Raw genomic sequence first — 15,573 nt, 5'->3', positions numbered from 1 at the left:
GGGACGGCCGGTCCCCGCGCGAGTCGCGCGATCGTGAGAGCACCCGCCGCCAGGCACCAACTGAGACCGAAGGATCACTACAACCGTGGCACGTGACTACTACGCAATCCTGGGAGTGGCGAAGGGCGCCAGTGATCAGGAGCTCAAGCGCGCCTACCGCAAGAAGGCGCGGGAGCTGCACCCCGACGTCAACCCGGGCAAAGAAGACGAGTTCAAAGAGGTCAGCACCGCCTACGAGGTGCTGACCGATCCGGAGAAGCGTCGCATCGTCGACGCCGGCGGCGATCCGCTGGCCGGCGCCGGTGCGGGCGGCTTCGGCGGTTTCGGTGGCGGCGGCGGGGGATTCGGCGACGTCTTCGAGGCGTTCTTCGGCAATGGCGGTGCCTTCGGCGGCGGTGGCGGGGGCTTCGGCTCGGGCCGCGGACCCAAGTCCCGTGTCCAGCCGGGTGAGCCGGCGCTGGTGAACGTGACCCTGGATCTCGCCGAGTGCGCCAAGGGGGTCGCCAAGGAGATCACCGTCGACACCGCGATCCTCTGCGACGTGTGTACCGGCTCGGGAACCAACGGCGACAGCAAGCCGGTCACCTGCGACATCTGCAAGGGCGCCGGGGAGATCCAGTCGGTGCAGCGCTCCTTCCTCGGGCAGGTCATGACCGTGCGCGAGTGCCCGACCTGCCACGGCGTCGGCGAGGTCATCCCCGACCCCTGCCACAAGTGCGGCGGCGACGGACGCTACCGCTCGCGACGCACGATGACCGTGCGCATCCCGGCCGGAATCGAGAACGGCATGCGGGTTCGCCTCACCGGTCAGGGTGAGGTGGGTCTCGGCGGCGGCCCCGCCGGCGATCTGTACGTCGAGGTCGCCGAACGGCCGCACGAGGTGTTCCTGCGCGACAAGGACGACCTGCACTGCACCGTCAAGGTCCCGATGGCCGACGCCGCGCTCGGTGCCGAGTTCGAGGTGGAGACGATTCTCGGCGATCCGGTCACCGTGACGGTCGCGCCCGGCACGCAGCCGGGCCAGATCGTGAAGCTGCGCGGGCAGGGCATGCCGCACGTCAGTTCCGGTGTGCGCGGCACCATGCACGTCCACCTCGACGTCGTCGTACCGACCAGACTCGATGCGGCGCAGACCGAAGCACTGAAGAAGTACCGCAAGATCGCCGCCGACGAGATCGAGGTCGTCAACACCTCGGCGGCCGCGGCGCCCGGCGGCCTCTTCTCGCGGCTGCGCAACGCGTTCGCCGGGAAGTAGGCACCTGGTGTCCGCGGCGGCGATCTCCGAGTGGATGTTCGCGTTCGGGACGGCGGGTACGCGGTGAGTCCACCGCTGTTCTGGGCGGACTCCGTGCCCGCGCCCGGCGCTGACCTGATCCTGAGCGGCGCCGAGGGTCGTCACGCGGTCACCGTCGCCCGGCTGGGCGTCGGCGAACGGATCCTCGTCGGCGACGGCGCCGGCTCGGTCGGCGGTTGCGAGATCCGGGAGATCACCGCCAAGGACACACTGGTGGCGACCGTCCACGACCTCGCGTTCGAGGCTCGCCCGACCCCGCAGGTGACCGTGGTGCAGGCGCTCCCGAAGTCGGAGCGGTCCGAGCTCGCGGTCGACCTCGCCACCGAGGCCGGCGCCGACGTCATCGTGCCGTGGCAGGCGCTGCGGTGCGTGTCGCGGTGGACGGGCAAGGCGGACAAGGGCGTTGCCAAATGGCGGGCCGCGGCCTCGGCAGCTGCCAAACAGAGCCGTCGACCATGGATTCCGGAGATCACCGACCTCGCGACCACCATCGACGTCCGGGCCCGCTGCGCGGACGTCGTGGCGCGGGGAGGGGTCGTCGCCGTCCTGCACGAGGAAGCCGCGCAACCCCTGGCCCGGCTACCCCTCGCCGACGCCACCGAGATCCTGCTCGTGGTCGGGCCCGAGGGCGGACTCGATGCCGGCGAGGTCGCCGACCTGACCGCGCTCGGTGCGCACTCGGTCGTGCTCGGCCCCGAGGTGTTGCGTACGTCGACGGCCGCCGCGGTGGCCCTCGGCGCGATCGGGGTGCTCACCCGCCGGTGGGCCCGATGAGTGTCGTCGGACGCCGTCCGGTGCGTCGGACCAAGATCGAATACGGCTCTGCGCCTTCCCAATTCGGGCACCTGTACGTGCCTTCCGAGGGGCTCGGCGCCGCGACGCCGACGCGGCTCGTGGTGCTCGTCCACGGCGGGTCCTGGTCTGTCGAGTTCGGGTCGACGACCCAGACCGCGATCGCCCGGATGCTCGCCGAACGCGGGGCGGCGGTGTGGAACATCGAGTACCGCCGGGTGGGCGAAGAGGGCGGCGGGTGGCCGAACACCGGCCGGGATGTCCTCGACGCGCTCGGTGCCCTGGACGGTCCCGTCCGTGACCTGCTCCCGCCCGGCGCTGTCGACTTCGCCTCGACCGCGGTCGTCGGGCATTCCGCGGGTGGTCAGCTCGCGGTCTGGGCCGTCGGTCAGCTCGGAGCCCGGACCGCCACGGCCACCATCACCACCGTGATCGCCCAGGCGGCCGTGCTCGACACCGTCGGTGCAGCGGACCGGGAGTCGGTGCGGGCGTTCATGGGTCGGCCGTTCAGCGAGTCGCCGCGCCGCTACTCCGACGCCTCACCACTGCTGGCACCGGTGGTCGACGCCCACGTCGTCGCGATCCACGGCGACGCCGATGACCTGATCCCGGTCGAGTCCAGCCGCCGGTACGTCGACGCCGCGATCGCACGCGGACAGTCCGCCGAACTCATCGTCGTCCCCGGTGAGGGGCACGACGCCTTCGTCGAACCGCGCAGCGTCGGCACGCGACAGACGATCCGCGTGCTCGGGATCTGACGGAAATATTGCCTGCTGATCGGCTGTTGCACCGCGATACACTGACCACACCCCTGCCGCCGCGACCGCGTCGGCCGGGGGCGCCGCATCCAGAACCGAACATCCATCCGGACCAGAACACCAGGAGTGATTTCATACGTGAGTGACGACAACCCCGACCAGAGCGGGCAATCCAGCCGTACGCAGCCGCGCCGGTCTGGGGTCACATCCACTGTCGAAGTCTCTCCCGGAGTCGTGTTCGGGCTGCTCGGCGCGAGTGACGTCAACCTGCGTACCCTCGAGCAGCTCCTGCCCGCCGACATCCACGTCCGCGGCAACCAGGTGACATTGACCGGTGAACCCGCCGAGGTAGCCGCGTCCGAGCGCGTCATCGCCGAACTCGTCGACCTCGTCGGGCGCGGAACCCCGCTGACACCAGATCTCGTCCGGCACAGCGTCTCGATGCTGTCCGATGGCACCGAGGAATCGCCCGCCGATGTGCTGTCACTGGACATCCTGTCGCGCCGCGGCAAGACGATTCGGCCCAAGACACTCAACCAGAAGCACTATGTCGACGCGATCGACGAGCACACCATCGTGTTCGGACTGGGCCCGGCCGGCACCGGCAAGACCTATCTGGCGATGGCCAAGGCCGTGCAGGCGCTGCAGTCGAAGTCGGTCAACCGCATCATCCTGACGCGGCCGGCGGTCGAGGCCGGCGAACGTCTCGGCTTCCTGCCGGGCACGCTGAGCGAGAAGATCGACCCGTACCTGCGCCCGCTGTACGACGCGCTGCACGACATGATGGACCCCGACGCGATCCCGAAGCTGATGGCGGCCGGGGTCATCGAGGTCGCGCCGCTGGCCTATATGCGCGGCCGCACCCTGAACGACGCGTTCATCATCCTCGACGAGGCGCAGAACACCACGAGCGAGCAGATGAAGATGTTCCTCACGCGCCTCGGTTTCGGTTCCAAGGTCGTCGTGACCGGTGACGTAACGCAGGTGGACCTGCCCGGCGGCGCCCGCAGCGGTCTCCTCGCCGCGTCGGAGATCCTCGAGGGCATCGACGACATCCACTTCGCCCGCCTCACCAGCCAGGACGTGGTCCGGCACCGCCTGGTCGCCGACATCGTCGACGCCTACGGGCGGGCCGAGGAGGCACAGCGGGGTCTGCCCAACACGGCCATCGGCGGCAATCGCGCCGCACGCCGGGCGGCGGCGCAGGGTCGTCGCTCATGAGCATCGAACTGGCCAACGAATCCGGGGTCGAGGTCCCGGCCGAGTTGATCATCGACGCCGCGCGTTTCGCGGTCACCGCGATGGACGTGAACCCGGCCGCATTGCTGTCGGTGCTGTGTGTCGACGAGGACACCATGGCCGACATGCACGTCCAGTGGATGGACCTGCCGGGCCCGACCGATGTCATGAGTTTCCCGATGGACGAACTGGTGCCCGGCGGCCGGCCGGATGCGACCGACCCGGGCCCGGCGATCCTAGGGGACATCGTGCTGTGCCCGGACTTCGCCCGGAAACAGGCGCGCGAGGCCAAGCGGTCCTTCGAGCACGAGCTCGCCATGCTGACCATCCACGGAGTGCTCCACCTCCTCGGCTACGACCATGCCGAGCCGGAGGAGGAGCGCGAGATGTTCGGACTGCAGAACCGCATCCTCGACGCGTTCTACGCCGACCGTCACCGTCGCGCCCAGGAGCAACGACAGACCGACCGCGATTCCCGGCTGCTGTCCAACATCGGGTTCACCGGAGCCGAGGGAGATTCACCGACCCCCGGTGCCCAGTCGGTGCCCGAGCAGTCGCGGTCCGAGGAGGACCGAGGGTGACCTCCGACTACTGGTTCATCGTGGCGGCAGTCGTGTTGATCGTGGTGGGCGGCGTCTTCGCGGCCGTCGACACCGCGGTGTCGACGGTGTCGAACGCCCGGGTCGACGACATGGTCCGGGAAGGGCGCGCCGGTGCGCGCCGCCTGGCGGGCATCCTCGAGGCACGTGCGACCTATGTCGGCCTCGTGGTGCTGCTCCGAGTCGTGTGCGAGGCCGCGGCGGTCGCGCTCGTCGCGGTCGCCGCGACGCAGCTGATCGGCGTCGGCGGGGGACTGGCGGTGGCCATCGCCGCCATGACGGTCGTCTCGTACGTCGCCGTCGGCGTCGGCCCCCGCACCCTCGGCCGGCAGCACGCGTACACGATCGCGCTGTCGTCGTCGTACCTGTTGTTCGCGCTCGGCGTGCTGCTCAAACCGCTGACCCGGCTGTTGATCCTGATCGGCAACGCCCTCACCCCGGGTCGCGGGTTCCGCAACGGTCCGTTCGCCACCGAGGTCGAGTTGCGCGAGGTCGTCGACCTCGCCGAGGCCTCGGGCGTCGTCGCGGCCGACGAGCGCCGGATGATCCAGTCGGTCTTCGACCTCGGCGACACCAGTGCCCGCGAGGTGATGGTCCCGCGCCCGGAGATGGTGTGGATCGAGGCCGACAAGACCGCGCTGCAGGCCACGAATCTCGCGACGCGGTCCGGACATTCGCGGATCCCGGTGATCGGGGAGAACACCGACGACGTCCTGGGCATCGTGTACCTCAAGGATCTGGTGGCGCGCACGGTCGCCCAGCGGATCGATCCCACGACCCTCCGCGTGGTCGACGTGATGCGCGAGGCCGAGTTCATCCCCGACTCCAAGCCACTGGACCGGGTCCTCGCCGACATGCAGCGAGAGCGCAACCACATGGCGATGCTCGTCGACGAGTACGGCGGCATCGCCGGGCTGGTGACCATCGAGGACGTGCTGGAGGAGATCGTCGGCGAGATCACCGACGAGTACGACATCGACGAGCTCGCACCGGTCGAAGACCTGGGCGACGGGTCGTACCGGGTGTCGGCACGACTGCCGGTGGAGGATCTCGGCGAGCTGTTCGGCGTCGAGATCGCCGAGGAAGAGGTCGAGACGGTCGGCGGACTCGTCGGTCTGGAACTGGGGCGGGTGCCACTGCCCGGCGCCCGGGTGGAGTCGCACGGGCTGCAGCTGGTGGCCGAGGGTGGGCCCAATCGCCAAGGGCGCCAACGCATCATCACGGTGCTGGTCACCCGGGTCCCCGACGCGGACGAGGATTCCCGACGCGACGAGCACGGCGGGCAGTCGAGTCGATCGCAGGGACGTGGCGAGCGCACCACGGGCAGCGCCCACGACGACCAGGACACGGACACCGCCGGCCAGGAGCGCGCAGGCGAGTCGAGAGCAAGGATGAACCAGTGACCGAGACCCTCTCCGACGAGGATCGCAAGCTCGTGGTGCTCGCCCGAGGTGCGCTGGCGCGCGCCGAGTCGCCCTCGGGCGCGGCGGTCCGGGACGGCGACGGTCGCACCTACGCCGGGGCCGACGTGCGGACCCGCTCGCTGACCCTCACCGGACTCCAGGTCGCGGTGGCGTCGGCGATCTCGAGCGGCGCCCGCTCCTTCGAGGCGGCGGTCGTCGTCAACGGTGACGCCGACGACCCGGGCCTGGACACCCTGCACGAGCTCAGCCCGGAGGCGTACGCGGTTCTCACCGACACCGCGGGGCGTCCTCAGCATCGGGTGGGGCGCGCGGATGCCTGAGTTCCGTTCGGGCTTCGTCTGTTTCGTGGGCCGGCCCAACACCGGTAAGTCCACGCTCACCAATGCCCTGGTCGGCGAGAAGATCGCGATCACCTCGAATCGTCCGCAGACCACCCGCCACACCATCCGCGGGATCGTCAACCGGCCCGACGCCCAGCTGATCCTCGTCGACACCCCGGGCCTGCACCGACCGCGCACCCTGCTGGGTCAGCGCCTGAACGACCTCGTCCGCGACACCTACTCCGAGGTCGACGTGATCGGAGTCTGCATACCGGCCGACGAGGCCATCGGTCCGGGTGACCGGTGGATCATCTCGCAGGTCCGCGAGATGGCGCCGCGCACGACGATCGTCGGGGTGGTCACCAAGATCGACCGGGTCGGGCCGGAGCAGGTCGCCAAACAGCTGCTCGCGCTGTCGCAGGTACTCGGGCCGGACTCGGAAGTGGTTCCGGTGTCGGCGAAGTCGGGCAAGCAGCTCGACGTGCTGTCCGACGTGCTCGTGAGCCTCATGGAGGAAGGCCCCGCGTTCTACCCGGACGGCGAACTCACCGACGAACCCGAACAGGTGCTGATGGCGGAGTTCATCCGCGAGGCCGCGCTCGAGGGGGTGCACGACGAGCTGCCGCACTCGCTGGCCGTCGTCATCGAGGAGGTCATCGATCGTGAGGACCGCGACCCCGACCTACCGCCGATGGTCGATGTCCACGCCGTGTTGTTCGTCGAACGCGACAGCCAGAAGGGCATCATCATCGGCCGCAAGGGCGCGCGTCTGAAAGAGGTCGGTACAGTGGCCCGCGCACAGATCGAGCGGCTGCTGGGCACCAAGGTGTACCTGGATCTGCACGTGAAGGTCGCCAAGGACTGGCAACGCGACCCCAAGCAGTTGCGTCGATTGGGTTTCTAGCAGCGTGTTCCTGACGGCCCGGCGCCGGCAGGGGCGGCCTGCGGGGAGGTACGCCGATGGGAACGCACGAATCGCCACAACAACCGGGAGACGATTCCGGTAGGGGAGCGCACGAGGCGCCGGACACCGACCAGCCGACCGGACGCACGATCGCCGGCGTCCTCGGATCGCCGCGTTTCTGGCTGGCACCGTTGGCTCTCGTCGCGGTGATGTTCTCGCTGATGGCCGGGCTGTACATGGCCGCGGTCGTCGACCCGCAGCGCCACCTCCACGACTTCCCCGTCGCCCTGGTGCAGGAGGACGCCGGCGGTGAGGTGCAGAACGCCGACGGACAGTCCACGCCACAGAACTTCGGTGACCAGGTCGCCGAGGGCATCATCTCCTCGGCGGCGCAAAATGGGATCGTCGTGACCCGCACCGACCGCTCGACCGCGCTGTCCGAACTGAACAGCGGCAAGGTGTACGGCGTCATCGTCGTCGGGTCCAATTTCACGAATCGGGCGGTCGCACTGGGCCGGTCGACGGTTCTCACCGCCGAACCGGCGAAACCGGCCATCGACATCTTCATCAACCGGGGCTCCGGGGCGTTCGCGTCGTCGATCACCACCACCCTCGCCGACCAGGTGCGTACGCGCGTCAACGAGCAGGTGGGCGCGCAGCTGACCGAACAGGTCCGCACCCAGCTCGATCGCAACGACATCACCTTCACCGGGGCGGCGCAGCTCGCGCTCGCGACCCCGGTGGCCGTCGAGGTGTCCGAACCGACCCCGCTTCCCGAGGGTGCGGGCAACGGATTGTCGGCGTTCTACCTGACCCTGCTGCTCGTCCTCGCCGGCTTCACCGGGGCGATGATGGTCAGCATCGTGGTCGACGGCATGCTCGGCCAGACCCCCATCGAATACGGGCCGTTCTATCAGCTGCGCGAGCGGCTCGCGATCAGCCGGTGGGCGACGCTCGCGGCGAAGTGGACGATCATGTTCCTGGTCGCGGTGGTGCTCTCGACCCTGTTCATCGCCGTCGGCGCGATGGTCGGGACGTCGATCCCGAACGGCTTCGTCCTGTGGATGCTCTCGGTGCTGGGCATCTTCGCCGTCGGCGTGAGCGCGAGCGCGATGATGGCGGTGTTCGGCAACCCCGGTCTGCTGTTCAATCTGCTCTTCTTCGTGGTGTTCGGCCTGCCGTCGTCGGGCGGGACGCTACCGCTGGAGGCGAGTCCCCGCCTCTTCGAGTGGATCGCCGCGATCGAGCCGATGCACGTGATCTACCTCGGTGTGCGTGCGGTCCTGTACTTCGACGCCGACCTGTCGGCGGGGTTGGGCCGATCGATCATCCAGTGCTTCATCGGCTTGCTCGTCGGCGTGCTCCTCGGTCTGCTCGGCACCAAGTTCTACGACCGCAAGGGCTGGCACCGATACCCGGGTGGAATGACGCTGCCGCCGAAGCTGGACAAGATCGTCAACGCCGGCTGACACGCGCGGCGCCGCCTCGCCCCGACCGTTCACCTGGGTCTGACACGGTGGCCGAATGGGTAACCCCGTCGTCATGTCGATCCCCGAATTGTCCTCGGCCCTGCACGAACTGCGCGACGACCTCGACCGCGCCGAGGTGCAGGCCAAATCGCTCATCGCCGCCGTCGCCGACCAGCACCGGGACAGCGCCCGCAACCTCGTGCACTACGTCGCGGTGCGACGCCGCGATCTGCGTCCGCTGCAGGAGTCGATGTCCGCGCACGGACTGTCGAGTCTCGGCCGGATGGAGTCGATCGTCTATTCGTGGATCGAGACGGTCATCGAGACGGTGGACGCCCTGGTCGAGGGTCGCACCCGGCATCCGATCTGGGGTGACCTCGCGGGCGGGGTGCGGACCCTGACGCGTAATCGCGACCGGCTCCTCGGGCGCGTGCATCCCGGTGGCGGCGATGACGCCATCGTCGACGGACCCGGTGACGAGCACGGCGAGCGGGCCACCCGTGTGATGGTCACGATGCCGACCCAGGCCGCCGACGACCCCGACCTCGTCCGCGCCATGGGTGCCGCCGGAATGGACGTCGCGCGGGTGAACTGCGCACACGACGGCCCGGCCGAGTGGGCGCGGATGATCGAGTCGGTGCGTGCTCTACCCGGCCGGGTGCGGGTGGCGATGGATCTCGCCGGTCCGAAGTTGCGCACCGGCCCGCTCGAACCGGGACCGAAGGTGACCAAGGTCAAACCGGTCCGCGCCGACGACGGCACCGTCGAACGGCGGTCGCGGGTGCGGCTCAGTGCCGCACCGTTCGATCCCGGCGCACGCCTGCCCGACGGCATCGACGCGGTCATCCCGGTACGCGCACTCGCCGACGTCGTGCAGGGAGACCGGTTGCGCCTACGGGACGCTCGTGGTCGCCGACGGCGACTCGAGGTGGTCGCGGTGTCCGAGGCGGGGATCGACGTCGAATGCGATCGCACCGTCTACTACGAGACGGGTACGCCGATCGGGTTGTCGGGCTCTGCCGACGCCGCCCCGATCGTCGTCGACGATCTGCCCGAGAAGCGTCAGCATCTGCTCGTGCGCACCGGTGACGAGATCCGGCTACAGCGCGACCTCACGCCGACACCGGCGACCCGGACCGGGCCGCATCGGATCGGATGCGAGCTCGGGGACGCATTCGACGACGTCGAGGCGGGCCATCGGGTGTTGTTCGACGACGGCAAGATCGCCGGGCGAGTGCGGGAGAAGCTCGACGACGAGATCGTGGTCGACGTCGAGCGTGCCGCGCCGGGCGGGACGAAACTCCGCGCCGAGAAGGGCATCAACCTCCCGGACACGACGCTGCACATCCCGGCGCTCACCGCGTCGGACCGCGATGACCTCGAGTTCGTCGCGGCACATGCCGACATGGTGAACTGCTCGTTCGTCCGGTCGCCGGAGGACGTGGCCGACCTCATCGACGAACTGAACCGTCGAGGTGCGTCCGATGTGGGCATCGTGCTGAAGATCGAGACCCGGGCGGCCTTCGAGTCGCTCCCGCAGATGCTGCTCGAGGCGATGCGCTGGGACGCGGTCGGGGTCATGATCGCTCGCGGCGACCTGGCCGTCGAGGTCGGGTTCGGCCGGCTCGCCGAAGTGCAGGAGGAGATCCTCTGGCTGTGCGAGGCCGCGCATGTCCCCGTCATCTGGGCGACACAGGTGCTCGACGGACTGGCCAAGAAGGGCGTGCCGTCCCGGGCCGAGGTCACCGACGCCGCGATGAGCCGGCGCGCGGAGGGCGTGATGCTGAACAAGGGGCCTTATATCGTCGAGGCCATCGAGGCGCTGACGTCGATCCTCGACCGGATGGGTGGTCATGTCGAGAAGAAGCGCTCGCTGCTGCGGCCGCTGACCTCGTTCGACATCGATCCGGGGTAGGCCGGCGGGCATGTCGGGGCACGTCGTGTCGGTACCCGGTGGGAGAATGTCCCGGTGAGGTTCTACCGGGATGAGGCCGTCGTGCTGCGCCAGCACAAGCTGGGCGAAGCCGACCGCATCATCACGCTGCTCACCGCCGAGCACGGTCTCGTGCGCGCGGTCGCCAAGGGCGTGCGGCGGACGCGGTCCAAGTTCGGCGCCCGGCTCGAACCCTTCGCTCACATCGACGTACATCTGTACCCCGGCCGCAGCCTCGACGTGGTCACCCAGGTCCACAGCCTGCACGCCTTCGCCGACGCCATCGTCGCCGACTACGGGCGCTACACCACGGCCTGCGCGGTCCTCGAGACCGCGGAGCGGCTCGCGGGTGAGGAACGAGCGCCCACCCGTCAGCTGCACCGGCTGACGGTCGGGGCGTTGGCCGCGCTGGCCGACGACCGCCGGCCGCGAGAACTGATCCTCGACGCCTACCTGCTGCGCGCGATGTACAGCGCGGGCTGGATGCCGGCGCTCGAGGAGTGCGCGCGGTGCGCGACACCCGGCCCCCACCGCGCTTTCCACGTCGCCGCCGGCGGCGCCGTCTGTCTGCCGTGCCGGCCACCCGGATCGGCGACCCCCTCGCCCGGCGTGCTCGACCTCATGGAGGCCCTGTTCCGCGGTCGGTGGGATGAGGTCGTCGACGCCACGCCGTCGCTGCGTCGACAGGCCAGCGGACTCACCGCCGCGCATCTGCAGTGGCATCTGGAACGCCAGCTCCGAACCCTGCCGCTGATCGAACGCACCGCCCCTCATAGGCTGATGGAGACGGGTGTGGACACGGGCGTGAGGAGGGTCGACGATGGCGTTGCGGCCGGGTAGTTCGGCGAAGGGACGCAAGGCCGCGAGCCTCCGGACGGATGTCCGTCCCCCCGATCCGCATCCGAGCGGTGCCCGGCCCCCGGCGATCCCCGCGGAGTTCGTGCCCAAGCACGTGGCGCTGGTGATGGACGGGAACGGGCGCTGGGCCACCGACCGCGGGTTCCCGCGCACCGAGGGGCACAAGCGCGGCGAGGCCGTGTTGATGGACACCGTCTGCGGCTGTATCGAATTGGGGGTCGGCTGGCTCTCCGCCTACGCGTTCTCCACCGAGAACTGGTCGCGCAGCCCCGACGAGGTGAAGTTCCTCATGGGCTTCAACCGCGACGTCATCCGCCGTCGACGCGATGAGATGCACGAGATGGGCGTCCGGGTGCGCTGGGCCGGACGCCGACCCCGGTTGTGGCGCAGCGTGATCCGGGAACTCGAGATCGCCGAGGAGATGACCCGCGACAACACCGTCATGACGCTCACGATGTGCGTCAACTACGGCGGTCGTGCCGAGATCGCCGACGCCGCACGGGAGATCGCGCGACGCGCGGCGCGCGGCGAGATCGACCCGGAGCGCATCTCGGAGTCGACCTTCGCGCGGTACCTGGACGAGCCGGACATGCCCGACGTCGACCTGTTCCTGCGTCCGTCGGGGGAGCAGCGGATCTCGAACTTCCTGCTGTGGCAGTCGGCGTACGCCGAGATGGTCTACCAGGAGAAGCTCTTCCCGGACTTCGACCGGCGTGACCTGTGGGCGGCCTGCCTCGAATACGCATCGCGCGACCGGCGATTCGGCGGGGTGAAGCCGTCGTGACCGACGCCGCCGCGCTCCTCGACCGGACCGCGCAGATCGTCGCCGAACTCGGTCCCGTCGACCGACCCGACGCCGACTCCCTCGTCGTGCAGGTCGGTCCGACGCGTGCCTCCATCCGCGTGCTCACGCTGGCCGACGGGCTCGACGTGCTGGCCCTGACGCAGATGGTCGCGATGGACCTGCCCAACACGCCGACGCTCCGGGACGACGTCGAGGCGTGCGCCGCCCAGCTCAGCTTCGGCAGCCTCCGACGCTCCGACCGTGCGGGGGTCACCACAGATGTGTTGCAGTACTACACGTTTCCGGCGAGCCAGCTCGACGACGTGCCGCTGCTGACGGTCCTGCACATCGTCCTCGCCGCCGGTGTCGACGCCGCCGAACGGCTGGTGGGCCCGGCTTCTGCTTGAGTCTGGCGACATCGGATCCCGCCCCCTGAGGACTGAGAAGCGTTGAGCACGACCAATGCTCCCTGAGGCGTTGAGCGCGACCTATGCTCCCTGAGGTGCGCGCGAAGCGAGCCACGAAGGGCCGCAACGTGTCTCGCCAGGACCCTTCGTGGCTCGTCGCTTTCGCTCCTCGCACCTCAGGGAGCAGAGGGAGGGGCATCGCTCGCACGCCACAGACCAGCGGTGTGTGGTTCTTTCGGATCAGGGACCAGTGGGGTGTGGTCTTTCGGATCAGGGGGCGCTGAAAGCTCAGTCCTTCTCGGCGGTCCGGCAGTCCCCGCAGCGCCCGAAGACCTCGACGGTGTGGTTGATGTCGGTGAAGCCGTGCTGGGCGGCGATCTTTGCGGCCCAGCGTTCGACCGGTTCGGCCTGGACCTCGACGGTGGTGCCGCACTCCCGGCACACGAGATGGTGGTGGTGTCCCGACGAACAATGGCGGTATCGGGTCTCACCGGAACCGTCCCACAGGACATCGATCTGGCCGGCCTGACTCAGCGCCTGCAGATTGCGGTACACCGTCGTCAGGCCGATGGATTCGCCCCGGGCCTTGAGGATCTCGTGCAGTTCCTGCGCGGAGCAGAAGTCCTCGGTGCCGGCCAGGGCGTCGGCGATCGCGGCGCGTTGGCGCGTCGACCGGATGCCGGTGACCGGCTGCGGGCCCGAGGCGACGCCACTCATTCGTTCACCGCCCGGGACGCATCGGACGGCACGGCGCGGCCGTCGGTGGTCTCGTTCGCGTGGATCAGCGCATCGCCGACGATGTGCGCGACGTGGTCGTCGAGGAGTTCGTAGGTGATCTCACGACCGTTGCGCTGGCCTCGCACCACACCGGCGTCCTTGAGCACGCGCAGGTGCTGGCTGACCAGTGGCTGACTCAAGCCCAGGTGCCCGACGAGTTCGTGGACGCACTGCACCCGCTCCCGCAGGGACAGCACGATCGCGACGCGGGTGGGGGAGGCGAGGGCGCGCAGGAGGTCGGCGGCGGCTTCCCGCGCTGCGGCATCGGCCGCTTCGATCGGTCCGGGCCCGTCCAACGGTTGCGTCGACATCGCGCTCCTCTCGCCTGGCTCGCGCCACTGATCCGGCCATTCTATCGGAAATGGTTTTCAATCCATGCCACCGGTGTCGCCGCTGGTCAGCCCTCGTCTGCACGTCGGCGCTCGGCCGGCGGCGGGACCCCGTCCGCTCCTGCGGTCGACACCGCGTAGGTTGCGACCGCGGACGCGACCGCAGCCGAGTTGACGCCCAGCAGGTCGGTGTTCAGGTTGTCGAGGGTGTCGCGCGCGGTGTGATAGTCGGGGTCGAAGGGTTCGCCGGCCCGGCCGCCCCACATCTTCGCCTGCGCTTCGTCCTTCTCTGTTTCCGCGCCGGTGAACACCCCGCCGGAGGGGATGCCCACCGCGATGAACGGGCCGTAATCGGAACGGCCGTCGAAGTCGTCGGGGGCGAGGGGGATGCTGCGATCGGCGTAGAACTTCTCGAAGGTCCGCTCGATGCCCCCGGAGCCGTCCGGGCCGGGGCCGGCTCCCTGACGCTCGGAGTCGTCGCCGTCGTAGGTGAAGTACCCGCCGTTGGGTGAGGCGAGCATGTCGAAGTTCAGGTAGAGGGCCACCGCCGTACGTGCGGCCGGGTCGAGTCCCCGGACGTACTCGGTGGAGCCCACGAGCCCGTCCTCCTCCGCGCCCCAGAACGCGAATCGCACGCGGTGCGGGACCCGCGGCGACGACCCGAGTCGCAGGGCCGTCTCGAGCACGGCCGCGGAGCCGCTGGCGTTGTCGTTCATGCCGGGTCCCTCGGCGACGCTGTCGAGGTGTGCGCCGGCCATGACGACGTCGTCGCCGGTGCCCGTCCGGGTCTCGGCGATCAGGTTGCGCGTGGTGATGCCGGTGGTCTTCGCCTCGACCGCAAGCGCGACCGATCGCGCCGACCGCACCCGTTCGGCGTCGTCGCCCGCGATGCCGAGGACCGGGATCCCCGGGCGGTCGTCCGGCCCCAGGGTGGCGCCGGTGAGCGGGCCGGGTTCGTTGTTGACCATGACGACCCCGACCGCGCCGGCCGACTCCGCGTTCCGTGCCTTGTCGGCGAAGGTGCAGGTTCCTCGGGTGATGACGGCGATCGCACCACGCGTCGTGGCCGGAAAGTCGGTGCTTGCGCATCCGAGGCCGTTGACGGCGACCGGGGCCCCGGTGACCGGGGTGTCGCCGGTTCCGGCCGAATACTCGACGACGCGGGTGGCGACCTTCAGGCCGTCGGCGGTGAGGCTGACCGGACCGGCGTCGAAGCGCTCGTACTCGACGGGCGGCGTCGTCACGTCGAAGCCCGCCGTGCGGAGGAGCCCGGCGACGTAGTCCAGCGAGTCGTCGTACCCGGGTGTGCCGGCCGCGCGGTTGCCGCCGTTGTTGTCGGCGATCTGGGCCAGTGCGCGAACGTGCGCCATCACGTTGTCGAGGGTGACGGCGTCGGCCAGCGCGGCCGGGGTGACCTCGTCGATCGGCGGTTCGGGAGAGGGCGTCGACACCGGCGCCGACGAGGGTCGCTCGGGCTCGGCGGGCTGCTCGGACGAACACCCCACGGCCAGTGCCATTGTCAGTGCGAGGCCGGCCGAGGCGAGGACCGGCCGACGCCCGCGGGCCGATGGGGGGACGCCGACGCGTCGTCGTATGCGAACGATCACCCTGCCACTCTGGCAGTTCCCGTCCGTGCATGTGGGTCCGACGGGTGCACCGTTGCCGGTGGTTTCGGGAAACGGCACA

16 protein-coding genes are annotated in these 15,573 nt (G+C 69.7%); 13 read left to right on the top strand and 3 right to left on the bottom strand.

The annotated features are described in order from the left end of the window. Window positions 1-85 precede the first annotated feature (85 nt). From dnaJ to FFS52_RS16185, 13 genes are all read left to right on the top strand, one after another. A complete protein-coding gene (dnaJ, locus tag FFS52_RS16245) occupies window positions 86-1,255 on the top strand; it encodes a molecular chaperone DnaJ (RefSeq protein ID WP_055475479.1) in 1,170 nt (389 codons plus the stop codon). Window positions 1,256-1,318: 63 nt separating this feature from the next. Beyond that, window positions 1,319-2,068: a 16S rRNA (uracil(1498)-N(3))-methyltransferase gene (locus FFS52_RS16240; RefSeq protein WP_055475478.1), complete on the top strand. Its 750-nt coding sequence runs from the start codon at window positions 1,319-1,321 to the stop codon at window positions 2,066-2,068. After that, window positions 2,065-2,844 carry an alpha/beta hydrolase gene (locus FFS52_RS16235; protein WP_055475524.1) on the top strand — a complete coding sequence of 260 codons (780 nt, stop codon included), beginning with the start codon at window positions 2,065-2,067 and terminating at the stop codon, window positions 2,842-2,844. The genes FFS52_RS16240 and FFS52_RS16235 overlap by 4 nt, the downstream gene beginning before the upstream one ends. 138 nt (window positions 2,845-2,982) lie before the next feature. Further along, window positions 2,983-4,065, top strand: coding sequence for a PhoH family protein (locus FFS52_RS16230; protein ID WP_055475523.1), 1,083 nt, complete (start codon window positions 2,983-2,985; stop codon window positions 4,063-4,065). After that, on the top strand, window positions 4,062-4,664 hold the full coding sequence (gene ybeY / locus FFS52_RS16225; protein WP_055475477.1) for an rRNA maturation RNase YbeY: 603 nt from the start codon (window positions 4,062-4,064) through the stop codon (window positions 4,662-4,664). Before FFS52_RS16230 ends, ybeY begins: the two co-directional genes overlap by 4 nt. Then, window positions 4,661-6,085: a hemolysin family protein gene (locus tag FFS52_RS16220; RefSeq protein WP_137810280.1), complete on the top strand. Its 1,425-nt coding sequence runs from the start codon at window positions 4,661-4,663 to the stop codon at window positions 6,083-6,085. The genes ybeY and FFS52_RS16220 overlap by 4 nt, the downstream gene beginning before the upstream one ends. After that, window positions 6,082-6,426, top strand: coding sequence for a cytidine deaminase (locus tag FFS52_RS16215; protein ID WP_055475475.1), 345 nt, complete (start codon window positions 6,082-6,084; stop codon window positions 6,424-6,426). The genes FFS52_RS16220 and FFS52_RS16215 overlap by 4 nt, the downstream gene beginning before the upstream one ends. After that, entirely contained in the window at window positions 6,419-7,330 is a 912-nt protein-coding gene (era, locus tag FFS52_RS16210; RefSeq protein WP_055475474.1) for a GTPase Era, read from the top strand. Before FFS52_RS16215 ends, era begins: the two co-directional genes overlap by 8 nt. A 56-nt stretch (window positions 7,331-7,386) precedes the next feature. Then, window positions 7,387-8,799: a DUF3533 domain-containing protein gene (locus FFS52_RS16205; protein WP_137810279.1), complete on the top strand. Its 1,413-nt coding sequence runs from the start codon at window positions 7,387-7,389 to the stop codon at window positions 8,797-8,799. Between the two features lie 55 nt (window positions 8,800-8,854). Then, a complete protein-coding gene (locus tag FFS52_RS16200) occupies window positions 8,855-10,714 on the top strand; it encodes a pyruvate kinase (protein ID WP_171011655.1) in 1,860 nt (619 codons plus the stop codon). A 54-nt stretch (window positions 10,715-10,768) separates the two neighbouring features. After that, entirely contained in the window at window positions 10,769-11,572 is an 804-nt protein-coding gene (recO, locus tag FFS52_RS16195; RefSeq protein ID WP_055475472.1) for a DNA repair protein RecO, read from the top strand. Continuing rightward, window positions 11,553-12,374, top strand: coding sequence for an isoprenyl transferase (locus FFS52_RS16190; protein ID WP_137810278.1), 822 nt, complete (start codon window positions 11,553-11,555; stop codon window positions 12,372-12,374). Before recO ends, FFS52_RS16190 begins: the two co-directional genes overlap by 20 nt. Beyond that, entirely contained in the window at window positions 12,371-12,781 is a 411-nt protein-coding gene (locus FFS52_RS16185; protein WP_068970366.1) for a hypothetical protein, read from the top strand. Before FFS52_RS16190 ends, FFS52_RS16185 begins: the two co-directional genes overlap by 4 nt. Before the next feature lie 288 nt (window positions 12,782-13,069). Here the strand turns inward: FFS52_RS16185 and FFS52_RS16180 are convergent, their stop codons facing one another. From FFS52_RS16180 to FFS52_RS16170, 3 genes are all read right to left on the bottom strand, one after another. Further along, entirely contained in the window at window positions 13,070-13,498 is a 429-nt protein-coding gene (locus FFS52_RS16180; RefSeq protein ID WP_058252074.1) for a Fur family transcriptional regulator, read from the bottom strand. Continuing rightward, window positions 13,495-13,869, bottom strand: a complete 375-nt coding sequence (locus tag FFS52_RS16175) for a metalloregulator ArsR/SmtB family transcription factor (protein WP_065631461.1) — start codon at window positions 13,867-13,869, stop codon at window positions 13,495-13,497. Before FFS52_RS16175 ends, FFS52_RS16180 begins: the two co-directional genes overlap by 4 nt. 86 nt (window positions 13,870-13,955) lie before the next feature. Then, a complete protein-coding gene (locus tag FFS52_RS16170; RefSeq protein ID WP_137810277.1) occupies window positions 13,956-15,494 on the bottom strand; it encodes a M28 family metallopeptidase in 1,539 nt (512 codons plus the stop codon). Between the last annotated feature and the right edge of the window lie 79 nt (window positions 15,495-15,573).

The organism is Gordonia sp. ALPHA1B1 (assembly GCF_005502615.1).
In the GTDB taxonomy this organism is placed as follows: Bacteria; Actinomycetota; Actinomycetes; order Mycobacteriales; family Mycobacteriaceae; genus Gordonia; species Gordonia hongkongensis.
The sequence above is the reverse complement of the archived record's forward strand: the minus strand, read 5'-3'. Positions and strand labels throughout refer to the sequence as shown.